This window comes from Kribbella sp. NPDC059898, assembly GCF_042730855.1.
GTDB lineage: Bacteria > Actinomycetota > Actinomycetes > Propionibacteriales > Kribbellaceae > Kribbella.
Genome location: NZ_JBHWKR010000010.1, coordinates 1 through 21,687 on the forward strand (window position 1 = coordinate 1; position 21,687 = coordinate 21,687).

Annotated in this window: 26 protein-coding genes and 3 pseudogenes; 7 read left to right on the forward strand and 22 right to left on the reverse strand. The window is 68.8% G+C overall.

Annotation, left to right across the window (positions count from 1 at the left end; all coding sequences use genetic code 11):
* The first annotated feature begins 176 nt into the window (after positions 1–176).
* On the forward strand, positions 177–1,034 hold the full coding sequence (locus tag ACFV9C_RS27995; RefSeq protein ID WP_380198276.1) for a hypothetical protein: 858 nt from the start codon (positions 177–179) through the stop codon (positions 1,032–1,034).
* Between the two features lie 17 nt (positions 1,035–1,051).
* On the opposite strand, the gene ACFV9C_RS28000 is transcribed toward ACFV9C_RS27995, so the two are convergent.
* Genes ACFV9C_RS28000 through ACFV9C_RS28040 form a run of 9 tightly spaced genes read right to left on the reverse strand, consistent with a single transcriptional unit; the run spans position 1,052 to position 7,700 of the window.
* Complete coding sequence (locus ACFV9C_RS28000) at positions 1,052–1,729, reverse strand: alpha/beta fold hydrolase (protein ID WP_380198277.1); 678 nt, start codon at positions 1,727–1,729, stop codon at positions 1,052–1,054.
* A 20-nt stretch (positions 1,730–1,749) separates the two neighbouring features.
* Positions 1,750–2,181, reverse strand: coding sequence for a MarR family winged helix-turn-helix transcriptional regulator (locus ACFV9C_RS28005; protein ID WP_380198278.1), 432 nt, complete (start codon positions 2,179–2,181; stop codon positions 1,750–1,752).
* Complete coding sequence (locus tag ACFV9C_RS28010) at positions 2,174–2,596, reverse strand: SRPBCC family protein (RefSeq protein WP_380198279.1); 423 nt, start codon at positions 2,594–2,596, stop codon at positions 2,174–2,176. The genes ACFV9C_RS28005 and ACFV9C_RS28010 overlap by 8 nt, the downstream gene beginning before the upstream one ends.
* Positions 2,597–2,625: 29 nt before the next feature.
* A complete protein-coding gene (locus ACFV9C_RS28015) occupies positions 2,626–3,054 on the reverse strand; it encodes a DUF6924 domain-containing protein (RefSeq protein ID WP_380198778.1) in 429 nt (142 codons plus the stop codon).
* A 21-nt stretch (positions 3,055–3,075) separates the two neighbouring features.
* Positions 3,076–4,053: a ribose-phosphate diphosphokinase gene (locus tag ACFV9C_RS28020; protein WP_380198280.1), complete on the reverse strand. Its 978-nt coding sequence runs from the start codon at positions 4,051–4,053 to the stop codon at positions 3,076–3,078.
* A gap of 37 nt (positions 4,054–4,090) precedes the next feature.
* Positions 4,091–5,119 carry a threonine aldolase family protein gene (locus ACFV9C_RS28025; RefSeq protein WP_380198281.1) on the reverse strand — a complete coding sequence of 343 codons (1,029 nt, stop codon included), beginning with the start codon at positions 5,117–5,119 and terminating at the stop codon, positions 4,091–4,093.
* Positions 5,116–6,489 (reverse strand): class II 3-deoxy-7-phosphoheptulonate synthase, encoded by a 1,374-nt coding sequence (locus ACFV9C_RS28030; RefSeq protein ID WP_380198282.1) that lies wholly within the window; start codon positions 6,487–6,489, stop codon positions 5,116–5,118. Before ACFV9C_RS28030 ends, ACFV9C_RS28025 begins: the two co-directional genes overlap by 4 nt.
* A gap of 43 nt (positions 6,490–6,532) precedes the next feature.
* Positions 6,533–6,925 (reverse strand): DUF2237 family protein, encoded by a 393-nt coding sequence (locus ACFV9C_RS28035; RefSeq protein ID WP_380198283.1) that lies wholly within the window; start codon positions 6,923–6,925, stop codon positions 6,533–6,535.
* 10 nt (positions 6,926–6,935) lie between these two features.
* Positions 6,936–7,700 carry a lysophospholipid acyltransferase family protein gene (locus ACFV9C_RS28040; RefSeq protein ID WP_380198284.1) on the reverse strand — a complete coding sequence of 255 codons (765 nt, stop codon included), beginning with the start codon at positions 7,698–7,700 and terminating at the stop codon, positions 6,936–6,938.
* A gap of 244 nt (positions 7,701–7,944) precedes the next feature.
* Between ACFV9C_RS28040 and ACFV9C_RS28045 the strand changes: the two genes are divergently transcribed.
* The 5 genes from ACFV9C_RS28045 to ACFV9C_RS28065 are packed head-to-tail and all read left to right on the forward strand — an operon-like array spanning position 7,945 to position 11,692.
* The gene (locus ACFV9C_RS28045) at positions 7,945–8,715 is read left to right on the forward strand and encodes an alpha/beta hydrolase (protein ID WP_380198285.1); all 771 of its coding nucleotides are present in this window, start codon (positions 7,945–7,947) and stop codon (positions 8,713–8,715) included.
* Complete coding sequence (locus tag ACFV9C_RS28050) at positions 8,708–9,355, forward strand: hypothetical protein (RefSeq protein WP_380198287.1); 648 nt, start codon at positions 8,708–8,710, stop codon at positions 9,353–9,355. Before ACFV9C_RS28045 ends, ACFV9C_RS28050 begins: the two co-directional genes overlap by 8 nt.
* A 53-nt stretch (positions 9,356–9,408) precedes the next feature.
* Positions 9,409–10,641: a TIGR00300 family protein gene (locus ACFV9C_RS28055; RefSeq protein ID WP_380198288.1), complete on the forward strand. Its 1,233-nt coding sequence runs from the start codon at positions 9,409–9,411 to the stop codon at positions 10,639–10,641.
* Positions 10,638–10,946: a nuclear transport factor 2 family protein gene (locus ACFV9C_RS28060; RefSeq protein ID WP_380198289.1), complete on the forward strand. Its 309-nt coding sequence runs from the start codon at positions 10,638–10,640 to the stop codon at positions 10,944–10,946. Before ACFV9C_RS28055 ends, ACFV9C_RS28060 begins: the two co-directional genes overlap by 4 nt.
* Positions 10,943–11,692, forward strand: coding sequence for an enoyl-CoA hydratase-related protein (locus tag ACFV9C_RS28065; RefSeq protein ID WP_380198290.1), 750 nt, complete (start codon positions 10,943–10,945; stop codon positions 11,690–11,692). Before ACFV9C_RS28060 ends, ACFV9C_RS28065 begins: the two co-directional genes overlap by 4 nt.
* On the opposite strand, the gene ACFV9C_RS28070 is transcribed toward ACFV9C_RS28065, so the two are convergent.
* Genes ACFV9C_RS28070 through ACFV9C_RS28100 form a run of 7 tightly spaced genes read right to left on the reverse strand, consistent with a single transcriptional unit; the run spans position 11,673 to position 17,123 of the window.
* A complete protein-coding gene (locus tag ACFV9C_RS28070; RefSeq protein WP_380198291.1) occupies positions 11,673–12,371 on the reverse strand; it encodes an endonuclease/exonuclease/phosphatase family protein in 699 nt (232 codons plus the stop codon). The genes ACFV9C_RS28065 and ACFV9C_RS28070 overlap by 20 nt on opposite strands.
* Positions 12,368–13,495, reverse strand: coding sequence for an ROK family glucokinase (locus ACFV9C_RS28075; RefSeq protein ID WP_380198292.1), 1,128 nt, complete (start codon positions 13,493–13,495; stop codon positions 12,368–12,370). The genes ACFV9C_RS28070 and ACFV9C_RS28075 overlap by 4 nt, the downstream gene beginning before the upstream one ends.
* Before the next feature lie 46 nt (positions 13,496–13,541).
* Positions 13,542–14,501 (reverse strand): ROK family glucokinase, encoded by a 960-nt coding sequence (locus ACFV9C_RS28080; RefSeq protein ID WP_380198293.1) that lies wholly within the window; start codon positions 14,499–14,501, stop codon positions 13,542–13,544.
* Positions 14,492–14,881, reverse strand: a complete 390-nt coding sequence (locus tag ACFV9C_RS28085; RefSeq protein WP_380198294.1) for a hypothetical protein — start codon at positions 14,879–14,881, stop codon at positions 14,492–14,494. Before ACFV9C_RS28085 ends, ACFV9C_RS28080 begins: the two co-directional genes overlap by 10 nt.
* Positions 14,878–16,215 (reverse strand): ArsA family ATPase, encoded by a 1,338-nt coding sequence (locus tag ACFV9C_RS28090; RefSeq protein ID WP_380198295.1) that lies wholly within the window; start codon positions 16,213–16,215, stop codon positions 14,878–14,880. Before ACFV9C_RS28090 ends, ACFV9C_RS28085 begins: the two co-directional genes overlap by 4 nt.
* Positions 16,216–16,219: 4 nt before the next feature.
* Complete coding sequence (locus ACFV9C_RS28095; protein ID WP_131342091.1) at positions 16,220–16,651, reverse strand: SRPBCC family protein; 432 nt, start codon at positions 16,649–16,651, stop codon at positions 16,220–16,222.
* Positions 16,652–16,655: 4 nt separating this feature from the next.
* Positions 16,656–17,123 (reverse strand): hypothetical protein, encoded by a 468-nt coding sequence (locus ACFV9C_RS28100; RefSeq protein ID WP_380198296.1) that lies wholly within the window; start codon positions 17,121–17,123, stop codon positions 16,656–16,658.
* 105 nt (positions 17,124–17,228) lie between these two features.
* Between ACFV9C_RS28100 and ACFV9C_RS28105 the strand changes: the two genes are divergently transcribed.
* Complete coding sequence (locus tag ACFV9C_RS28105) at positions 17,229–19,028, forward strand: AMP-dependent synthetase/ligase (protein ID WP_380198297.1); 1,800 nt, start codon at positions 17,229–17,231, stop codon at positions 19,026–19,028.
* 117 nt (positions 19,029–19,145) lie between these two features.
* Here the strand turns inward: ACFV9C_RS28105 and ACFV9C_RS28110 are convergent.
* The 6 genes and pseudogenes from ACFV9C_RS28110 to ACFV9C_RS28135 form a co-directional block, all read right to left on the reverse strand.
* Positions 19,146–19,315, reverse strand: a pseudogene (locus tag ACFV9C_RS28110) (IS5/IS1182 family transposase); the annotation flags it as partial.
* Between the two features lie 48 nt (positions 19,316–19,363).
* A pseudogene (locus ACFV9C_RS28115) lies at positions 19,364–19,548 on the reverse strand (transposase family protein); the annotation flags it as partial.
* Between the two features lie 409 nt (positions 19,549–19,957).
* Positions 19,958–20,065 carry a barstar family protein gene (locus tag ACFV9C_RS28120; RefSeq protein ID WP_380198298.1) on the reverse strand — a complete coding sequence of 36 codons (108 nt, stop codon included), beginning with the start codon at positions 20,063–20,065 and terminating at the stop codon, positions 19,958–19,960.
* Positions 20,066–20,159: 94 nt separating this feature from the next.
* Positions 20,160–20,303, reverse strand: a pseudogene (locus ACFV9C_RS28125) (IS256 family transposase); the annotation flags it as partial.
* Between the two features lie 71 nt (positions 20,304–20,374).
* Entirely contained in the window at positions 20,375–20,656 is a 282-nt protein-coding gene (locus ACFV9C_RS28130) for a hypothetical protein (protein ID WP_380198299.1), read from the reverse strand.
* An 84-nt stretch (positions 20,657–20,740) separates the two neighbouring features.
* Positions 20,741–21,643 carry an IS630 family transposase gene (locus tag ACFV9C_RS28135; protein WP_380198300.1) on the reverse strand — a complete coding sequence of 301 codons (903 nt, stop codon included), beginning with the start codon at positions 21,641–21,643 and terminating at the stop codon, positions 20,741–20,743.
* Positions 21,644–21,687 lie beyond the last annotated feature (44 nt).

Below are 21,687 nucleotides of genomic sequence, written 5' to 3' on the forward strand. Positions count from 1 at the left end.
ACGACCAGGGCGAGCGGCACGAACGGCACGACCAGGGCGAGCGGCACGAACGGCACGACCAGGGCGAGCGGCACGAACGGCACGACCAGGGCGAGCGGCACGAACGGCACGACCAGGGCGAGTGGGACGAGCGGCACGACCAGGGCGAGTGGCACGACCGCGGCGAACGGAACGGGTTGCAGGACCCGACGGCCGACGACACCTCCGACACCGACGGCACCGACGGCACGGGCGGCACGGGCGGCACGGGCGGCACGGGCGGCACGGGCGACGCGAGTAATTCGGCGAGCGCGGACGGCGCTGCCGATGTGATTCATCGCGGCGAACCGGCCGATCTGCCCGCGGCACCGCGCACAGCATCAGCCGACGCTGGTGCCGCGCAGGAGTTCACGCGACTGGCGCTCGGCGACACGCTCGAAGCCCGCCTCGCCGCCATCAAACACCACGCCCACAACAGCCGGCCCGGCGCAAACACCAGCCGACCGAACCGGCACACGCTCTATGTGCACCTCACCGACAAGACCCTCGCCACCGGCACCGGCGTACTGCGAACCGAAGACCTCGGCCCACTCCTCGCAAGCCAACTCAGCGAACTACTCGGCCACGATCGGGTAATAGTCAAACCCGTCATCGACCTGCACGACCAAGTCAGCGTCGACAGCTACGAGATCCCCGACCGGATCCGCGAACGAGTACGACTACGCCACCCCGTAGAGATGTTTCCCTACGGCAGTCGCGAAACCACGGCGTCGATGGACCTCGACCACGTCGCGCCCTACGACCGCACCGGCCCACCCGGCCAAACCAGCGTCGACAACCTCATACCCCAAGGACGACTCCACCACCGCGCCAAGACCTTCGGCGGCTGGAGCAATCGACGCCTGCCCGACGGAGGAATCGAATGGACCAGCCCGCACGGATTCCGCTTCCACGTCGACCACAAGGGCAGCCGCCCACTCCCACGCCGCCCAAGCCGTTCACGCACCCGACCTCAACCGAGTCGGCGCAGACCGCGCCACCGTCGCCGACCGTGAACTGCGCCTCGTTCCAGCTACCTGGTAGCTGTTGGCAAGGCGTCGAGCACGGCAGCGACGGCCTGCGGATCGCGGCGAGCGATGTTGTGCCCGACCGGGATCTCGTGCACCTGCCAAGCCGGGTCCTTACGCAACCGCTCCGTCAACTCCACGAAAGGGCTCCCCGTCCAGTCACCGCCGCTGATGTACGTACGGCGGAGCGCAGGCCACGGGTTGCCTTCCAGCGTGATGCCCTGGACGAAGCTGGCCAGCGGATGCGCTCGTGCGCGCGGATCCATCCCGTCAGGTACTTCGACCCACCGCCCGTCGGCCCTCGCGCCGGCGATGAACATCTCCCGGAACATTTCGGTGGTCAGCGACCAGCAGGAGTCGCCGTTGTCCGGTACGTACGCGTCGATGAAGACCAGGTGATCAAGCCGATCCCCCAGCCGATCCGCGACGCCCGCGATGACCAGCCCGGCGTAGCTGTGCCCGCACAACGCAACCGACGTACCGTCCAGCCTCTCGACGACCGCGGCCACCTGGTCGACATGCGCCGCAAGATTCGCCGGCCGCTCCAGATCCGCCGACCCCTCCAACTCCAGCCCAGCCAGCGTCACCGCCTCAACCCGGTGCCCCCTCCTCCGCAACTCCCCTGCCACCGAGTCGAAAACCCACCCGCCCTGCCAACCACCCGGCACCATCACAAACTCCACCGCGCCATCCTATGCAGCACTCATTCGCCTAGTGCGTGGAGTGCTTCCAGGAGGGCTTTGTGGTCGGGGACGGGATTGAAGAAGGTTTTGTCGGCTTCTCCGACGAGTTTTATCGCGCGTTGGGCGAGGTTCGCGCCAGTCGGGGTGACGGTTACGCGGATGGCGCGGGAGTCGGTGGGGTCGGGGGTTCGGGTCAGGAAGCCCTTTGTGGTCAGGGTTCTGAGGACCTGGGAGGTCATCATCGGGTCCGTGTTGGCGTGGTCGGCGATGCGGCGTTGGGTCGGGGATTCGCCGGCGACGTGGTTGAGCCACCAGGTGCTCGCGAGGAGGACGAACTGTACGTGCGTCAGCCCGAGCGGCTTCAGCGTCGACGTCATCAGGCGTTGCCAGCTCAGGGTCGCGCGCCAGAGCAGCAGGCCTGGGCTCTCGCGGGGTTCGAGCGCGTCAGCCACCGGGTTGTTCCGCACGTACGCCGAGTGCCGCGATCACGTCCTGGAAGTCCGAGGAGACCGCCGCACCCACCTCGGCGGCGGCATCGTCGGGGCCGTGGGCTTCGCAGCGGTAGGTGATCAGCGTGCCGTCGGCGGTCGGTGTCAGTTCATGCCGCACGCGTACGACGACCCCGGCGTCGGGTACCTCGGTGACATCCTCGAAACCCTTCCCCGCCTCGACCCACGCGAACGTGAACGGCAGCGCCGTCCCATCCGGCAGCACCATCACCGCTTCCGTGCCGGCCGCGAACGGACCGTGCATCTCGATCCGGCGGACTCCCGCGTTCCACTCGGCCCACTTCTCCGGCTCCGCCAGCACCGCGAACACCCGCTCCGCACTCGCCGCACACCTCCCGGTCACCTCGACGGACCACATGTCCCCTCCTTAGATAGTATGCGCACATACTATCTCGCGAAGCCGCGGAACACTCCGTCCGGATCGGCGTTGTCGGCGAACTCGTGGAAGTCCATGTTCGCGATCGAGAAGTTCGCGACGATCGGCTCGACCTGAGACGGGATCGCGCGAAACGTGCGGCCGACCTGCTTGTTCAGTTCGTTCAGGTCGACGAAGAGCACGGTCTGGTCGCGCATTGTCTGCGCATCGGCCACGGCGAGCTCGGCGAGATAGTCCTCGCGCGGGAGGCCTACCAGCTGAGCCGAGGTGAGACCCGAGAGCTCAGGAGACTCGACCGGCTGCAGTGCGGCACCGCAGCGTTCGAAGTCGTTGCTCGGGTGGACAGCGGTCGCCGCTGCCAAGGCATTGCGCCAAGCCTCGTCGTTCGAGTAGTCCGTGCGAACGAACAGTAGGTCGAAGCGAACAACTCTGGGCAGCATCACGCCGCGAGCGTAACCGGACTAGAACGGGAGTTTGGGTTGGGGTGGGGCGTGGGTGGGGTCTACGCCGTCGAAGAGGCTGCTGACGGATTCGCCGGCGTGGATTCGTTTGATGGCCTGGGCGAAGAGGCCGGCTACCGAGGTGATCTGGAGTTCGGGGAAGCCGTCGGGGCGGGGCACCGTGTCGGTGCTGATGACCTCGGTGATGGAGGGGTGGGAGCGGAGGCGTTCGACGGCGGCGCCGGCGAAGAGGCCGTGGGTGCAGGCGACGGCGGCCTGGGTACAGCCGAGGTCTTTGAGCCGGTCGAGGAGTTCGATGATCGAGCCGCCGGTGGCGATCTCGTCGTCCAGGACGATGGCGCGCTTGCCGGCGACGTCGCCGACGATCGCGTCGATAACGACCCGGTCGTCGGCCAGGCGCTGCTTGCTGCCGGCGGCGACGGGTACGCCGAGCAGGCGGGCGAACTGGGTCGCGGTCTTGGCGTTGCCGAGGTCGGGGCTGACGACGACCGTGTCGGACAGGTCGCGGCCGCGGAAGTGGTCGGCGAGTACGCCGATCGCGGTCAGGTGGTCGACCGGTACCGAGAAGAACCCGTGCACCTGCGGCGCGTGCAGCGCCATCGTCAGCACGCGGTTGGCGCCGGCCGTGGTCAGCATGTCCGCGACCAGCCGGCCGCCGATCGAGATCCGGGACGCGTCCTTCTTGTCGGACCGGGCGTACGCGTAGTGCGGCATGACGGCCGTGATCTGCGCCGCCGACGCACCGCGGGCGGCGTCGATCATCAGCAGCAGCTCCATCAGGTGCTCCTGCGTCGGCGGGACGAGCGGTTGCACTATGTACACGTCTCGTTGCCGGCAGTTCGTCTGCAGTTGAACCTGCAGACAGTCGTTGCTGAAACGATGAATCTCCACCGGTGACAGCGGTACGCCGAGATCACGGCAGATCTGCTCCGCCAACTCGGTGTGGGCACTTCCGCTGAACACGACGATTTCTCGCACGGCTCTCCCCGAATGCTGCGACCCGAACAGCTGAACCCTAACCGATGAGTCGCGCGAGCTTTTCCGCGGCTGTCCGGCAGTCCGCCGCCGACGCGTCGAGGTGCGTGACGATCCGCAGCTGGGTCGCCCCGACACCCCCGACGAGTACGCCGGCATCGCGGGCGCCGGCGACGATCTCCGGCACCGTGTGGCCGGTCCCGGCGAGGTCCACGACCACGATGTTCGTCTCGACCTGGTCGGGCTTCACCGACCCCGGCGCGGCGTCCGCGAGCACGGTCGCGATCACCTGGGCGTTGGCGTGGTCCTCGGCGAGCCGCTCGACATTGTGCTCCACGGCGTACAGGCCCGCGGCGGCCAGTATGCCGGCCTGCCGCCACCCGGCGCCGAGGCGTTTGCGCCAGACCCGCGCCTCGCGGATCAGCTCGGTCGAGCCGACGAGCACCGAACCGACCGGCGCGCCGAGGCCCTTCGACAGGCAGACGCTCGCGGCGGCGGCCCGTCCGGCGAACGACTCGAGGGTACGACCGGTCGCGACGGCGGCGTTCCAGAGCCGGGCGCCGTCGAGGTGCAGCGGCAGCCCGCGGGCGTCCAGCTCGTCGGCGAGGTCGTCGTACGCGTGCTGGATCGACCCGCCGCCGAAGTTGTGCGTGTTCTCGACCGAGACAGCCGTCGTCGTGACGAAGTACGGCCCGAGGTCCGGCGCGATCAGGGCGCGGATCTGGTCGAGGTCGATCTGCCCGGCCGGGGCACTCCAGGTGCGCGTGGTGACGCCGCTGACCGCCGCGTGCGAGCCGAGCTCGGCGCGCACGATGTGGGCGCTCGCCTCGCACAGCACCTCACCGCCGGGCGGGACCAGGCCGCGGACGCCGAGCATGTTCGCGAGCGAGCCGGTGACGGTGAACAGCCCGGCCTCGTGCCCGAGCAGCCCCGCGACCGTCTCCTCGAGGCGGTTGATCGTCGGGTCCTCGCCGTACACGTCGTCGCCGAGCGGGACGGACGTCATCGCCGCCAGCATCTCCGCCGACGGACGCGTGACGGTGTCCGACCGCAGGTCGATCGCGTTCATGCCCGGGCACCGCGCAGCCGCTCGGCGACCAGGAACGCCAGCTCCAGCGACTGGTGCCGGTTCAGCCGCGGGTCGCAGGCCGTCTCGTACCGGTTCGCCAGATCCTCCGCGACCAGCGCCTCACCGCCGCCGAGGCACTCGGTGACGTCGTCGCCGGTCAGCTCCATGTGTACGCCGCCAGGCCAGGTCCCGACCTGTTCGTGCGCGTCGAAGAAGCCCTGCACCTCGTCCATCACGTCGTCGAAGTTGCGGGTCTTGTACCCGTTCGGCGTCTCGAACGTGTTGCCGTGCATCGGGTCGCACACCCACGCGATCGGCGAACCGTGGTCGCGAACGGCCTCCAGCAAGGGCGGCAGCGCCGAGCGGATCTTGCCCGCGCCCATCCGGGTGATGAACGTGAGCCGCCCCTCGATCCCCTTCGGGTTCAGCTTGTCGATCAGCGCCCGGATGTACTCCGGGGTCGTGGTCGGCCCGATCTTCACGCCGAGCGGGTTCGACAGCGAGGCGAGGAACTCGACGTGCGCGCCGTCCAGCTGCCGGGTCCGCTCCCCCACCCAGAGCAGGTGGCCGGACACGTCGTACGGCTGCTCGGTGCGCGAGTCGATCCGGGTCAGGGCGTGTTCGTACTCGAGGATCAGCGCCTCGTGGGACGCGTAGAAGTCGACGGTCCGGAACTCGTCCGAGGTCGCGCCGCAGGCCCGCATGAACGCCAGCGCGCGCTCGATCTCGGACGCCAGCTGCTCGTAGCGCCGGCCGACCGGCGAGGACTTCACGAAGTCGGTGTTCCAGGCGTGCACCTGGTGCAGGTCCGCGTACCCACCGGTGGTGAACGCGCGGGTCAGGTTGAGCGTGGCGGCGGCAGCGTTGTAGACGCCCCGCAGCCTGGCCGGGTCCGGGATCCGGGACTCGGGGGTGAAGTCGAAGCCGTTGACGGCGTCACCGCGGTACGACGGCAGCGTCACGCCGTCCCGGGTCTCCTCGCCGGACGAGCGCGGCTTCGCGTACTGCCCCGCGATCCGGCCGATCTTCACCACCGGCACGCTGGCGGCGTACTGGAGCACGACCGACATCTGCAGCAGCACCCGGAGCTTGGCGCGGATGTTCTCCGCGGTCACGCCCGCGAAGGTCTCGGCGCAGTCGCCGCCCTGCAGGATGAACGCCTCGCCGCGGGCGACCGCGCCGATCTTCGTGGTCAGGTCGTCGCACTCACCGGCGAACACCAGCGGAGGCAGCGTCCGGAGCTCCGCGATCACCCGCTCGAGGGCCGAACCGTCCGGCCATTCCGGCTGCTGCAGCGGCTTCAGCGCCCGCAGCTCGTCCAGCGTCGGAACCCCCGGCACCTGCCCCGTCGTCAACGTCGCGAATTGCATGGGGCCAACTTTAGAGGAGGCCACCGAACCGAGCGTGACCGTCTCAGGTCAACGACCCCGGATCCGCCGGTACGTCGACCGCGTGCCGCCGCAGTACCGTCAGCGGAATCGTCTCCAGCGCCCGCACATGCGTGGACGCCAGTACGACGGGAGCCGCGGCGCCGTCGTGGTACGCCTGCAGCCACCGCGCCGCCACCACACACCACCGGTCGCCCGGCCGCAGGCCCGCGAAGCTGTACTCCGGGCGCGGTGTGACCAGGTCGTTCCCGACCGAGGTCTGATGCGTCAGGAATTCCGTCGTCATCACCGCACAGACCGTGTGACTGCCGAGGTCCTCGGGGCCGCTCGTGCAGCAGCCGTCGCGGTAGAAACCCGTGACGGGATCGCTGCCGCACTCCTCGAGCGCTCCGCCGAGGACGTTCAGGTCGCCGTCCATCCCGGCGGGGTCAGCTGGCCTTCGTGTCGCCGAGGCGGACGTGTTCGTCGATCGATTGGCCGGCCTTGAGCAGTTCCTTGGCCTTGTCGGCGTACATGTCGACATACTCCTGGCCGGACAGGCCCATCAGGGCGTACATGATCTCGTCGGTGACCGAGCGGAGCACGAAGCGGTCGCGCTCCATGCCCTCGTACCGGGAGAAGTCCATCGGCTCGCCGAACGCGACGCCCGGGCGGACCAGGCGCGGCAGCAGCCGGCCCTTCTCGCGGTAGAACAGCACCGGCTTCATCCGGCCCGCGGGCTGCAGCTTATGGGTGTCGATCATCGCGACCGGGATCACCGGCACGCCGGCCACGATCGCCATCCGGGCGACACCGGTCTTGCCCTTGTACAGCCGGCCGTCGGGCGAGCGGGTGCCCTCCGGGTAGATCCCGAACAGGCCGCCCTTCTCGAGGATCCCCAGGCCGGTGTTCAGCGCCGCCAGCGAGGCGCGGCCGCCGGAGCGGTCGATCGGGATCTGGCCGACCGAGCGGAAGAACGTGGCGACCAGCTTGCCCTTCAGGCCGGGACCGGTGAAGTACTCCGACTTGGCCGGGAAGACGATCTGGCGAGGCACCGAGACCGGCAGGAAGATCGAGTCGCAGAACGCCAGGTGGTTGCTGACCAGCAACGCCGGGCCGTCGGTGGGCACATGCTCGACACCGGTCACCCTCGGCCGGAACAGCAGCTTGACCAGTGGGGCGACAAAGAACCGTCTCAGGAACAGATAAAGCATCCGTCTCGACCTCCGTCAACTCGCCCGACACACATCTACACCCAGACACGACAACCGCGGCGCGTCAACCGTTCCGGTGCGGACACTACGTTCCAGCTTCCCCCTCAGGCAATGTCACCGCCAGGAATGCGGGTGTTGCTCACCGTGTTGTCACCTGGATGCAGACTGGATGCAGCCAAGATGCGACGATTGTCACGCGCTCCTGAGGCGCGTTGTGAGGACCGTGAACGGCGAGGAGTCGAGCGTGCCAGTGCAAGCCCACGCGGAGGAGTTTCGCAGTGCCGGGACCGGGGAGAACGCCGCCGTCGGCGTGCTGCTGAGTCACGGATTCACCGGCTCGCCACGCTCGATGCGGCCGTTCGCCGAGCACCTGGCCGCCGCGGGGTACGGCGTGGCGGTGCCGCGGCTGCCCGGTCACGGGACCAGCTGGCAGGAGATGAACAAGACCTCCTGGCAGGAGTGGTACGCCGTCCTCGACAACGAGCTGGAGCGGCTCCGCAAGGAGCACGACCAGGTCTTCGTGGTCGGTCTCTCGATGGGCGGCTGTCTCACTCTGCGGCTGGCCGAGGAACACGGTACGGACATTTCCGGCGTGATCCTGGTCAACCCGTCGGTGCAGACCGACGACAAGCGGCTGGCGCTGCTCCCGGTGCTGGCCCGGCTGCTGCCGTCGTTCCCCGGCATCTCGAACGACATCAAGAAGCCGGGCGTCGAGGAGGGTGCGTACGACCGGATGCCGCTGCGCGCGCTGCTCTCGCTGTCGCAGCTGTGGAAGGTCACCCGGGCGGACCTGGCGAAGATCACGCAGCCGGTGCTGTTGTTCCGCAGTACTGTCGATCATGTGGTGGAACCGAGCTCGGGGCGGACGATCCTGTCCTCGATCTCGTCCCGCGACGTGACCGAGACCCTGCTCGAGGACAGCTATCACGTGGCAACTCTGGACAACGACGCACCGCGGATCTTCGCGGACACCGCGGCCTTCATCAGCCGCTTGAGCGGTCGAGACGATGCGTGACAACGGCCTGACCGCGACGTCGTACACGTCGCTCGGCGGCATCGACCCGCTGGTCGCCGAGGCGGTCCTGGACGCACTCAAGGCGGCCGGGATCGCGGCGTACTGCGAGAACCAGAGCGAGGCCCACGACGAGATCTTCGTCGACGCCGAGGCGGTGGACCGGGCCCGCCCGGTGATCGACCGCAGTACCGAGGACGCCGAGTGGCGGTCGCTCGTCGAGCAGTTCAACAAGCCGTCTGCGCCCGGGCACGACGGCGGCGAGGACCCGGTGCCGCGGTGGCCGGCCAGCGAGGACGTCGACGAGAAGTACGAGCCGCTGATCGACGTACCGACCGGGCTGACCGTCCAGGCCGACGTCCCGGCGGAGGAGCCACCGAAGAAGCGGGACGATCCGCACGACCACTTCGTCCCGCCGGAGCCGCCGCGCGGCCCGCGGCTGGACTGGGTCAGCCGGCTCGCCTGGCTCGGCCTGCTCGGCGGCCCGCTACTGCTGATCGCGGCCGCGGTCTTCGACTTCGGCACCGGGCGGATCACCACGCTCGCGGTGGTCGGGTTCATCGGCGGCTTCCTCACGCTGGTGCTCCGGATGAAGGACCGGCTGCCACCCGGCGACGGTGGTGACGACGGGGCGGTCGTCTGAGCTAGCATGCGGATCGTCGGACAATCCGACGACATCGCTTTGGGGAGGTACCCGTGCCACAGGTCACCGAGACCGTCGAGATCACCGGCCACCTGATGGACTCCGGGCTGCTGTCCCGCGTCCTCGACGACATCCGCGGGTACGGCGGCGAGTACACGCTGGACAAGTTCGACCTCGGGTACGACAAGGACGACCCGTCCACCGTGCGGATGACCGTCGGCGCGGAGGACGAGGAGTCGCTGCAGCGGCTGCTGATGCGGATCCAGACCAAGGGCGCGAACCTGGTCGACCCCGGGACGCCGGAGATCACCGAGGTGACCCAGGACGGCGTCTTCCCGGACGGGTTCTACTCGACCACGAACCTGCCGACCAGCGTCCGGCTCGGCGGCCATTGGGTCCCCGTGCAAAATCCCGAAATGGACTGTGGGCTGCTGGTGGAGGGCGACATCGTGCGGACCATCCCGATGTCGGACGTGCGCGCCGGGATGAAGATCATCACCAGCGCGCAGGGTGTGCGGGTGATTCCGCCGATCGTGGTGAACACCGACGAGGGCTTCGGGTTCATGGAGTCCGACGTGTCCTCGGAGAAGCCGCAGCGGGTGCTGGTCAAGCAGGTCGCCGACGGGATGCGCGAGGCGAAGGCGAACGGGCAGAAGGTGCTCTGGGTCGGCGGCCCCGGCATCGTGCACACCGGCGCCGCCCCGGCGATGGTCGCGATCGTCGAGGCCGGGTACGTCGACGTACTGTTCGCCGGCAACGCGCTCGCGACGCACGACATCGAGTCTTCGCTGTACGGGACGTCGCTGGGCGTCGACCTGTCCCGCGGGCGCGGGGTCGAGCACGGGCACGAGCACCACATCCGCGCGATCAACACGATCCGCAAGGCCGGGTCGATCGCGGCGGCGGTCGAGCAGGGCGTGCTGACGTCGGGCGTGATGCACGCGCTGGTGCGGCAGGGCAAGTCGTTCGTGCTGGTCGGGTCGGTGCGCGACGACGGGCCGCTGCCGGACGTGTACACCGACGTCCTCGAGGGTCAGCGGGCGATGCGGGCCGAGCTGGACGGCGTCGGGTACTGCCTGATGGCCGCGACCATGCTGCACTCGGTTGCTACCGGCAACATTCTGCCGGCGTCCGTTCCGCTGACCTGCGTGGACATCAACCCGGCGACCGTGACCAAGCTCGCCGACCGCGGCTCGTCGCAGGCCCGCGGGATCGTCACCGACGTCGGGCTGTTCATCGAGCACCTGGCGCGCGAGCTGTCGCCGGAGTACACGAACAGGAAGTGACCCCGGCGGCGTACAGGGGGTTCGGCGGCCGGGAGGTCGGCTGGACCGAGATCGGGCCGCGCTACGAGTGGGCGTCGGCGCAGTTCCACGACACCGGGAACCCGGTCGAGTTCGAGTACCTGGACATGTACGTCGGCGCGGACACGGCGTACACCGTCGCGATCGAGCGCTGCACCGTGCACCACGTGACCCAGCCGGAGCCGGTCCCGCACGTACTGCGGGCCACGATGATCTTCCGGACCGAGGGCGACGAGTGGAAGATCACGCACCGGCACGCCGACCCGCATGTTTGGATGACCGCATGACCGAACTCGTGCAGCTGGCGGTGTCCGACGGTGTGGCGACGATCACGTTGAACTCGCCGCACAACAAGAACGCGTTGTCGCAAGCGTTGACCGGTGAGCTGCTCGCCCACCTGGAGACGGCCGGCGCGGACGACGCCGTACGGGTGATCGTGGTCCGGTCGGCGCTGGACGTGTTCTGCTCCGGGGCCGACCTGTCCGAGGCGACCACGGTCGGAATGGGCGTCGGCGCGCAGCGGATGGTCGACGTACAGCGCGCGATCGTCGCGAACCCGAAGCCGGTGGTCGCGCGGGTGGCCGGCCCGGTACGCGCGGGCGGGATCGGCATCGTGGCGGCGGCCGACATCAGCGTGGCCGGCGAGAGCGCGACGTTCGCGCTGACCGAAGTACGGCTGGGGCTCGCGGCGGCGACGATCTCGCTGACGGTCCTCCCCCGGCTCACGGACCGCGCCGCGGCGTACACCTTCCTCACCGGCAACGGCTTCGACGCCCTCGAAGCCGCACGCCTCGGCCTCCTCACCCTGACGGTCCCGGACGCCGACCTCGACGAGGCCCTCACCACCCTCCTCGCCTCCCTCCTGAAGGGCGCCCCCCAGGGCCTCCGCGAAACCAAGAAACTCCTCAACCGCACGCTGCTGGCCGACATCGACGCCCGCGGCAAAGACCTCGCCGAGCTGTCCGCCTCCCTCTTCGGCTCCCCCGCCGCCCAAGAGGCCATGCTCGCCTTCCTCAACCGCAAGAAGAAGTAGCTCGCTCCACCTCGATCAGGAGTGGCAGGTGGTCTGACGCCGTGGCTAGGTCGGCTGGGGGGATGGCGTGGAGGTGGCCGGTCAGCGGGGGTGTGAGTTGGGCGGTGTCGATGCGTTTGTGGGGGTTGGAGGAGCTGAAGGTGAAGGCGTCGCCCAGGTCGGTGAGGCCTTCGGTGGTGAGGCGGTTCCAGATGGGGCCGTCGGGTTCCTCGTTCAGGTCGCCGGCGAGGAGGTACGGGGTGCCGAAGGAGCGGCAGAGGGTGAGTACCTGATCGAGTTCGTGGATGCGGCCGCGGGGGTGGAGGCCGAGGTGGCAGACGACCACCGCGAGGCGGGTCGGGCCGAGCTGTAGGACGCCGCCGACCGCGCCGCCGGGGAGTTGGGTGGCGATGAAGTTCAGCCGGCGGCGGACGAACGGGCGCCAGATCCGGCGGCCGCGGATCCCGTCGAGGTGGATGCCGTCGGCAACCAGGATCGCGTTCCGGGCGGACGCCGCGACGTACCGCATCCCGAAGGTTGCGGCCATCGCCCGCCGCTTCCGCCGGGTGCCGAACCAGGTCGGCGCCTCCTGCACCAGCATCACCTCCGGCGCGCACGCGCGCACCACCCGCGCGAGCGCCGCGCGGTCATCGCCCCACCGGTGCACGTTGTACGACAGCACCCGCAGGCCGTCGGTCATGCGTCAGGGTCGCCGTTTGCGTCGGCGTGGTGGAGGTCGGCGTCTGCGCGCATTCCGGTACGCCGGGCCGCGGACTTGCGGGCGGCCCGCTCCAACCGGGTCGAGCGTGCCGCGGCCGTCTTCGCCGTCACGGCCGTGGTCTTCACCCGGACGCGGCGCAACCAGGTCGCCTCCTCGCGCGCCAGGTCGGCCGCGCCGACCATCCCCGCCTCCGGTCCGAGGACCGCGCGCACGATCCGCGCCTCGGGCCGGAACCCGCGGCCGGTCAGCGTCCGCTTGAACGCCTCCCGGGCCGGCGCCAGCAGCAGCTCGCCCGCGTCGGACACGCCGCCGCCGATCACGAACGTGCCGGGGTCCAGCGCGGCGGCGAGGTTCGCCAGGCCGATGCCGAGCCAGCGGCCGACGTCCTCGAGCAGCTCGACCGCGACCGGGTCGCCGTCCTTGGCCAGCTCGGTCACCATCGGGCCGTTGATCTTCCGCGGGTCGCCGCCGGCCGCCCGGAGCAGGTTGTGCGCGACCGGCGAACCGGACAGTGCCAGCTCGCGCGCCTCCCGGGTGAGCGCGTTGCCGGACGCGTACTGCTCCCAGCAGCCGCGGTTCCCGCACTCGCAGCGGTGACCGCCGGGCACGACCTGCATGTGCCCGAACTCGCCCGCGATGCCGAACTTCCCGCGCTGCAAGGCGCCGTCGTTCAGGATCGCGCCGCCGATGCCGGTGCCCAGCGTGACGCAGACGAGGTGGCTCTCACCCTGGCCGCCGCCGAACCGCCACTCGGACCAGGCGGCCGCGTTCGCGTCGTTCTCGACCACCACCGGCAGCCCGAGCCGGCGCTCGACCGCGTCCTGCAGCGGCTCGTGCCGCCAGGCGAGGTGCGGCGCGAACAGCACCGACGACCGGGTCCCGTCGACGAACCCGGCCGCACCGATGCCGACGGCAATCACGTCGTGCCGGGACTCCAGGTCGTGGACGATCTCCGCGATCGCGTCCTCGGTCTCCTTGGGGTCCGTGGTCGGCGTGTCCCGGCGCAGCCGGGCGAGGATGTTGCCCTCCGGGTCGACCACCCCGGCGGCCACCTTGGTGCCGCCGATGTCGATGCCGATCGTCAGAGCTTGTGTCAGAGCCAAGGTTCGACCTTCCTCGCGACCCCCGCCGGACTGTCTCCAGTATCCGTCATCGGGTGGGAGCGGGCTGCCGGGCGAGGTCGGCGGCGCCGATCAGGCCGGCGTCGTTGCCGAGTTCGGCGAGTCCGAAGCTCGCGTGCGGGCGGTTCGACTTGGCCGGCAGGTTCTTCTCGAACGCGCGCTGCGCGGACTTCATCAGCAGGTCCTTCGCCGCGCTGACGCCGCCGCCGATCACGATCTGGCTCGGGTCGAACATCGTCGCCAGGCTGGCCAGCCCCTCGCCGAGCCAGCGGCCGAGGTCCTCGAGCAGCTCGACCGCGCACGGGTCGCCCTTCATGGCGGCCTCGGTGATCATCGGCCCGGTCAGCTCCGCCGGGTCGGTGATCCCGCACACGCTCAGCATCTGCGCCGCCCCGAGCGACCCCGACTCCGCACGGGCCCGGCCCTCGCGGACCAGCGCCGTACCGGACGCGTACTGCTCCAGGCAGCCGCGGGCGCCGCAGCCGCACCGGTGCCCACCGGGTACGACGCGCATGTGGCCGAGCTCGGCCGCGACCCCGTGGGCGCCGCGCAGCAGCTGGCCGTCGATCACGACGCCGCCGCCGATACCGGTACCGACCGTGATGCAGATCATGTGCTCGGCGTCCTTCGCGGCGCCGAACGCGAACTCGCCCCAGGCGGCCGCGTTCGCGTCGTTCTCGACCACGACCGGGACCTTCAGCTGCTGCTCGACCCGGGCACCGAGCGGCTCGTCCCGCCAGGCCAGGTTCGGCGCGAACAGCACGGTCGAACGGTCCGAGGACACGAAGCCGGCGGCGCCGATCCCGACCGCCTCGACGTCGTGCGCGGCGATCAGTTCCGCGGCCGCGTCGCAGATCGCCGCCGCGATCGCGTCGGTGTCGTCGGCCGGGGTGTCGCGGTGCGTGCGGGCGATGATCGTGCCCTGCTCGTCCACCACGCCGGCCGCGATCTTCGTACCGCCGATGTCGATGCCGATCGTCAGTCCCATGGTTCGGGGTCCTCACTCACGTCGATCCGGTCCACCCGGGACCGGGTCGGTTCCTCCTCCGGTGGTGAGGTCCGCGACGCTGCGTCCTCCCGCGCCTGCCGGGCCGCGTCCGCGGCGGCCTCCAGCAGCGACCTCAGCGAGCCCAGGACGTGCGCGGCCGCGGTGGACAGCTGCTCGATCGTCTCGGGGCTGGTGTTCCGCACCCGATGGATCAGCTGACACACCGGGCACCAGACACAGTCCGGCCCGAGCTTGTGCTCGTGTTTCGCGGCTTCCTCGGCTTCCCCGGCCTGAGGTGGTGCGTCGGACGCCGCGTTCTGCAGTACGGCGAACAGCTTCGCCGCCTCCTCCGCGACCGAGCCGACCGGCTCCTTGCTCACCGGCCATCCCCGATCGCCGCTTCCCGCCTCGCAAGCTGCTCGTGGTACTCCGCCGTCAGCCCCTGCGCGAGCTCCTGCGCGGACTCCAGCGGACCGGCACCGCTCGGCACGTCCGAAGCCACCGCCGTACGCGCGGACTCCTTCGGCGCGAACCGGACCTGCAGCCGTCCCTCGTCCAGCCGCGCGCCCGCGACCACACCGCGCGCCAGTGCGGCCGGCAGCGGCAGGACCCGGCGGTACGACCCGACGGTGATGATCAGCTCGTCCCCGTGCCGCGCCAGCTCCAGCTCGTCGGCGGATGCCAGCGGCAACGGCATCGTCAGCGTGTACGTGCGCCCGTCGGTGTCGATGTGCCGGTCCACCCACAACGACGTGTCGTCGGTGGCCCGCGAGAACGGGTCGTCCCCGCCGTACATCTCGACCGCGAACGCCGCCAGTTCCTCGACGCCGACCGGTTCGCAGACGCGGTACGGCGACTCCCAGATCGGCAGCGGCCGGAACGAGTCCGCGACCTCCTCGAGGATGCCCCGCTGGGCGGCGACCCACTGCCGGCGCCAGGTGTCCGCGCCGGCCGCCGGGAACACCCGGTTCGCGACGACGCCGTCCACCCGGTACCCGTACAGCGACAGCCTGGTCAGCGAACGGCGCGCCTCCGCGACCACGACCGCCTCCGGCGTCAGCACCAGCCGCACGGAGGCGTCCGGGCCGGCCAGCAGCGCGCGGATGTCGGCCAAGTCGCCCTGCAGCTTGCGCAACGCGTCGAACACGTTGTCGTCCGGCACCGGCAGGCTGGATCCGCGGCTCAGACTGCTCCCTCTGTTGATGAAGGGCCGGAACGTACGCATCATCTTGCGCTCGGCGTTGAAGATCCGGTCGAGGTACCAGTTCAGCGCCTCCGGCAATCCCAGCAGCCGCAGGGTCTCCGCGGTCGGCGCGCAGTCGACGACGATCACGTCCCAGCGGCCGGACCGGACGTGGTCGCGCACCTCGAGCAGCGCGAGCACCTCCGCGGCGCCGGGCAGCACGGTCAGCTCCTCGGCCTCGATCGGGTCGACGCCGACCATGTGCAGCACCGAGCGCAGGTAGCTCTGGATCTCGCCCCAGGACCGCTCGAACTTGCGCTGCGCGTCGATCTGCTGGACGAACAGCAGGTCGTCGATCTCGGTCGGCTCCTGGCCGACCTCGGAGTCGAACGCGTCCGACAGCGAGTGCGCGGCGTCCGTGGACAGCACCAGCGTGCGCAGTCCGCGGAGCGCGGCGAGCGTCGCCGTACCGGCGGCGGAGGTCGTCTTGCCTACGCCGCCCTTACCTGTGTAGAGCAGTACCCGGGTCACTGGATCAGGACTCGACGCGCTTCTTGAGGCCCTTGAGGGCGGTGTCGATGATGACCTTCTCGGCCTTCCGCTTGAGCATCCCGATCATCGGGATCGCCACGTCGACAGCGAGCCGGTACGTCACCTCTGTCCCCTCCGCACCCAGGTCCTTCAACACATAGGCGCCGTCCATGCCCTTGACCATCTTCGCCTCGACCAGCGTCCAGGTCACCTCGTTGCGGGACCAGACGTAGGCCAGCGTGTACTCGTCGGAGATCGCCCCCGCGTCGACCTTGAACCGCACCTTGTTCGGCCGGCCCGCCTCGTCGGTGGACAGCACCTCGGTCTCCCGCATCGAGTCGGCCCACTCCGGGTAGGCCGCGAAGTCCGCGATCACCGCCATGATTTCCTTGGGGGTCGCGTTCACCTGAATGGTCGAGGTGGTCTGTTCCGCCATCGATTCACCTCTTACCTGTGCTGGGACGGGTGCTGCGAACGGCTGCCGGACCCCCCGATGGATCCGCGTCCTCCCCGGAGACTATCGCGGGATCGGATCCGGTACGGCGTTCGCCCGCCGCGCGGCCCGCCTCGGCCTCGTCCTTGAACCGCCACAGCCGCTCCCGGTACGCCGCGACGTACCGCTCCTCGAGCCGCGCGGCCGCCCGTCCGCGGACCGGTTTCGCCGGGTCGACCCGCAGGTACCAGTGCACGACCACGCCGTCCCGGACGGCCTCCAGCCACCACTCCGCCGTACCGGTCAGGGCACCCGTGACGGACCAGCGCACGCCCTCCAGGCCGCGGCGCTCGGACGGGGTCAGCGTGAGGTCCGGCCACCACTCGCGCCAGAGGGTGTCCGAACCGAGCCGCTCGGCGACGTAGGCTGGATCAGCAACGACCAAGTCGTCGCAACTGATGTCGAGCTGTGGCATGGCTAGAACCTAGTTCCGTGGGTCACATAAACCTGGCTACTTACGGGTAGGTGACTGTAGCGTGCGCCGGAAGTCGACAATTCGTGACCGACTGAGGAGACGCGGATGCGTGAGTACACCGTTCCTGCTGTGACAGAACCGCCCACCGGGAGCCTGAGCGACCCGGTGTGGGCGAACGCGTCCTCTCATCCTGACACCGCGGTGTTCAGCCGGCGTGCAGAATCCGGCTCAGGGGCGACCTGGACCGATGTGACCGCCGCGGAGTTCGCGCAGCAGGTGACCGGTGTGGCGAAGGGCCTGATCGCGGCCGGGGTGAAGCCCGGCGAGCGGGTCGCCCTGCTCAGCCCGACGCGGTACGAGTGGACCCTGATCGACTACGCGATCTGGAGCATCGGCGCGGTCACCGTGCCGATCTACGAGACCTCCTCGCCTTCGCAGATCCAGTGGATCCTGACCGACTCGGAGGCGGTCGTCGCGATCGTCGAGAACGCGACCCACGGCGCGGTGGTCGACTCCGCGCGGGCCGAGGCGCCGGCGCTGCAGGAGGTCTGGCAGATCGAGGCCGGCGCCGTCGACCAGCTGACCGCGCTCGGCCAGGACGTCACCGACGCCGAGTTCGACAAGCGCCGTACGGCGGTCACGCCGGCCGACCTCGCGACGCTGATCTACACCTCCGGTACGACGGGACGCCCGAAGGGCTGCAAGATCAGCCACTCGAACTTCCTGGACGAGCTCGGCCCGGCGGTGAAGATCCTCGACGGCCTCTTCGACACGACCGGTGCCAGCACGTTGCTGTTCCTGCCGCTGGCGCACGTGTTCGCGCGGATCATCCAGGTCGGCTGCGTGATGAAGCGGGTCAAGGTCGGGCACAGCGCGGACGTGAAGAACCTGGTCGAGGACCTCGGCGCGTTCAAGCCGACGTTCATCCTGAGCGTGCCGCGGGTGTTCGAGAAGGTGTTCAACTCGGCCGCGCAGAAGGCGCACGCGGACGGCAAGGGCAAGATCTTCGACGCCGCCGCCGAGACCGCGATCGCGTACTCGCAGGCGCAGGACAAGGGCGGCGCGGGCTTCGGGCTGAAGGCCAAGCACGTGCTGTTCGACAAGCTCGTCTACAGCAAGCTCCGCGCAGTGCTCGGCGGCCAGGTGCAGTACGCCGTGTCCGGCGGCGCCCCGCTCGGCGACCGGCTCGGGCACTTCTTCCGCGGGATCGGCGTACCGGTCCTCGAGGGGTACGGCCTGACCGAGACCACCGCTGCCGTGTCGGTGAACCTGCCCGACGACATCCGGATCGGCACTGTCGGCCGGCCGCTTCCTGGTGTGACGGTCGGGGTCGCGGAGGACGGCGAGCTGCTGTTCAAGGGCGGCCAGGTGATGCAGGGGTACTGGAAGAACGACGACGCGACCGCGGCCGCGATCGACGCGGACGGCTGGTTCCACACCGGCGACCTGGGCGAGTTCGACGTCGACGGGTTCATCCGGATCACGGGCCGGAAGAAGGAGATCCTGGTGACGGCCGGCGGCAAGAACGTCGCGCCGACCCTGCTCGAGGACCAGATCCGCCTGCACCCGCTGGTCTCCCAGTGCATGGTCGTCGGCGACGGCAAGCCGTTCATCGCCGCGCTGATCACGATCGACCCGGAGACGATCGTCGGTTGGGCGACCGAACGCGGCAAGCCCACCGACGTCGCGTCCCTCACCAAGGACCCCGACCTGATCGCCGAGATCCAGAAGGCGATCGACGCCGCCAACGCGTCGGTCTCCCACGCCGAGGCGATCAAGAAGTTCTCCATCCTCCCGATCGACTGGACCCAGGAGTCCGGCGAACTCTCCCTCAAACTCTCCCTCCGCCGCCACATCGTCATGAAGAACCACACCGCCGACGTCGAAGCCCTCTACGCGAAGTAGGTAGAGACAAAGGAAGAGAAATCAAAAGAAGGTTATTCAGAAACTGGGATGACCTGAAGGCAGTAAGGAATAAGGAAAAACAGATATAAAATGGTTGGTCTGATGAGAGTTGGCCGATCAGCCGCCAGTTCGGCGCAGCAGATGATGAGGTAGAACGAGCGTGGAGGCGGTGATGTTGCCGACTCTCCACGGGTCGAGGGCGATCCGGCGGATGCTTCCCAGGTGCTCTTGAGCAGCGCGTTCGCGCGTTCGGCGGGTCCACAGACTGCGCTGATCAGGGCGTTGCGGCGCGGCCTCGCGGCGGCTGCCGGGCAGAGCCCAGGCAGGACGTGGGCGCGGGCGGCGGTCATGTCGTGGGTCGAGCCGGGGGTTCGACGTCGCTGACCCACACCGGATACCCGGTCGGGTCGGCGAGTACCTGGAAGTTGCCGCCGTACTGGTCAGATTTGCCGGAGTACCACAGGTCGTGCCCGGCATCCGATGGTGCGTTGCAGCGAGTCGAGGCGATCAGCGTGCCGTCCGCTAAGCCGGCGCGCGACTTGGCGGGCGGTTTTTGCCGGTACGCCGAGAGTGGCACCACAGGTCATCACGTGGGGTCCTGCCTGGGAAGTCCTCTTTGGCGAGACCGACCCTGACGGCTCGGGCCCACACGACACGCCCGTTCACTACGCCGTTGCCCCAGACAACGACATCCGTAAGTCAGCAATCCCCGGTGAGAAACCTCACCAATTCGGCGGCACCCGGGGTATCATCACGCGAAAATTCGGCCACTGCTCGGACAACACACCGATCAAGCCGAAGTCAGGTCAGTGGAGCCAGCCGACAAGATTTGGGACCAGAATCACTAGTCCAACTGGCTGAGCATCAGCTAGCACTTTCTCCGCACCATAAATTGGCACAACAATACTGCGCCGAATAGGAAGCCAGCTTCAATCGCTGACGCAGTCCCCCAAGCCATCCCAGTTCTCACCGAAGCAGTAGGGGAACTGAAGTGTCGCCGCAAACTCGTCGAAAAGCCCTGCCACTGACGCACACACTTCGCCCCTCGGACTCCATGCACCACCAGTCCGACATCCGGCGCCGGAAGACCTCGACGATCGCGTCCAGGTCGGCCGCCATCCTGCTCACCTGGGACTTCGACAACGAGTCGCTGTCGAGGGTCTCGACCGCCTTGTCCATCCGCTGGGCGGAGACGCCGGGGCGGTAGCAGTCCGCCGCGAGTGGTGCACGATTCGCACTGTTCGCCTTGAGGCGCTCCCAGGCTGGCGAGGGCATCTCCTCAGCCACGACGTAGATGGTGGCGGCTGCTCGATGACACCCCGATCAGCTGCTAACCCCAACAGGTTTCAGGCATCCTGCCAGCAGAACTCCGACTCAACACGCTCCGACAATGCATCGATCACATACTCTCGAGTGACCTTTTCAACGATCAGAACGTTCGACAATGCGAGACTGCCAGCGGCGTGGATTTCATCGGCAATTTCTTGCTGAAGCCGCCCGGGGTCATAAATAGTCAGCCTGCACATTCGGGTACCACTGCGAATCACCACATCGACGAGGTACCCCTTGGATTCGGTCGCGAATTCGTATCCTTCAAGATATTCTGGGAATTTGATTTCAAATGCCATGCGAAACCAATCCTAGTGTCCTGAGTCGGTAATTCGAGTGCAGTAGGCGGCGAGGGTGTCAAGGATCTGGCTGGCGGTCTTGGTTCAGATGAAGGGTTTGGGGTCTTCGTTCCATTCGTTGATCCAGCCGCGGACGTCGGCTTCGACTTCGGTGACGGAGCGGCGGAGTTTGCGGTTGGTGAGTTCAGCGAACCAGCGTTCCACGAGGTTGAGCCACGACGAACTGGTGGGGGTGAAGTGCAGGTGGACCGGGGATGGCGGATCAGCCATTCCTTTACCTTGGGGTTTTGTGGTGGCGTAGTTGTCGAGCACCAGGTGCAGGTCCAGGTCCTTCGGCACCCCGACATCGATCAGTCTCAGGAAGCGCAGGAACTCCTGGTGCCGGTGTCGGCGATAGCGCTGGGCGATCACCGAACCGCTGGACAGGTCGAGCGCGGCGAACAGGCTGGTGGCGCCGGGCCGCATGTAGTCGTGGGTCATCCGCGCCGGTGTCGTCAGCAGGATCGGCATGGTCCGGTCGATCGCCTGCATCTGGCCTTTCTCGTCCACCGCCAGCACCAGCGCGTTCTCCGGTGGGCTCATGTACAGGCCGACGACGTCGCGGACCTTGTCGACGAACAACGGATCCGTCGACGGCTTCCAGGTCTCGATTGCGTGCGGCTTCAGCCCGAACGCACGCCAGATCCGCGACACTGCGCTCTGTGACATGCCGGTGCAAGCAGCCATCGACCGCGTCGACCAGTGTGTGTCCTTGTCTGGCGTGGATTCCAGCGTCTTGACGATCACCTGCTCGATCACGTCGTCGGTGATCGTGCGAGGCCGACCCGGACGCGGCTCATCCGACAACCCGTCCAACCGGCCGGCCTGGAACCGCGAACGCCACTTCGACACCATGTTCCGCGACACCCCGATGTCATGGGCGACCTCGCCGATCGTGCCGCCGTCAGCGCTCCGCAACACAATCCGGGCGCGCAACGCCAACGCCAACGCCTGCGAACGTTTTCCGGCATCGAGCCGGAGGCGAATGCGGC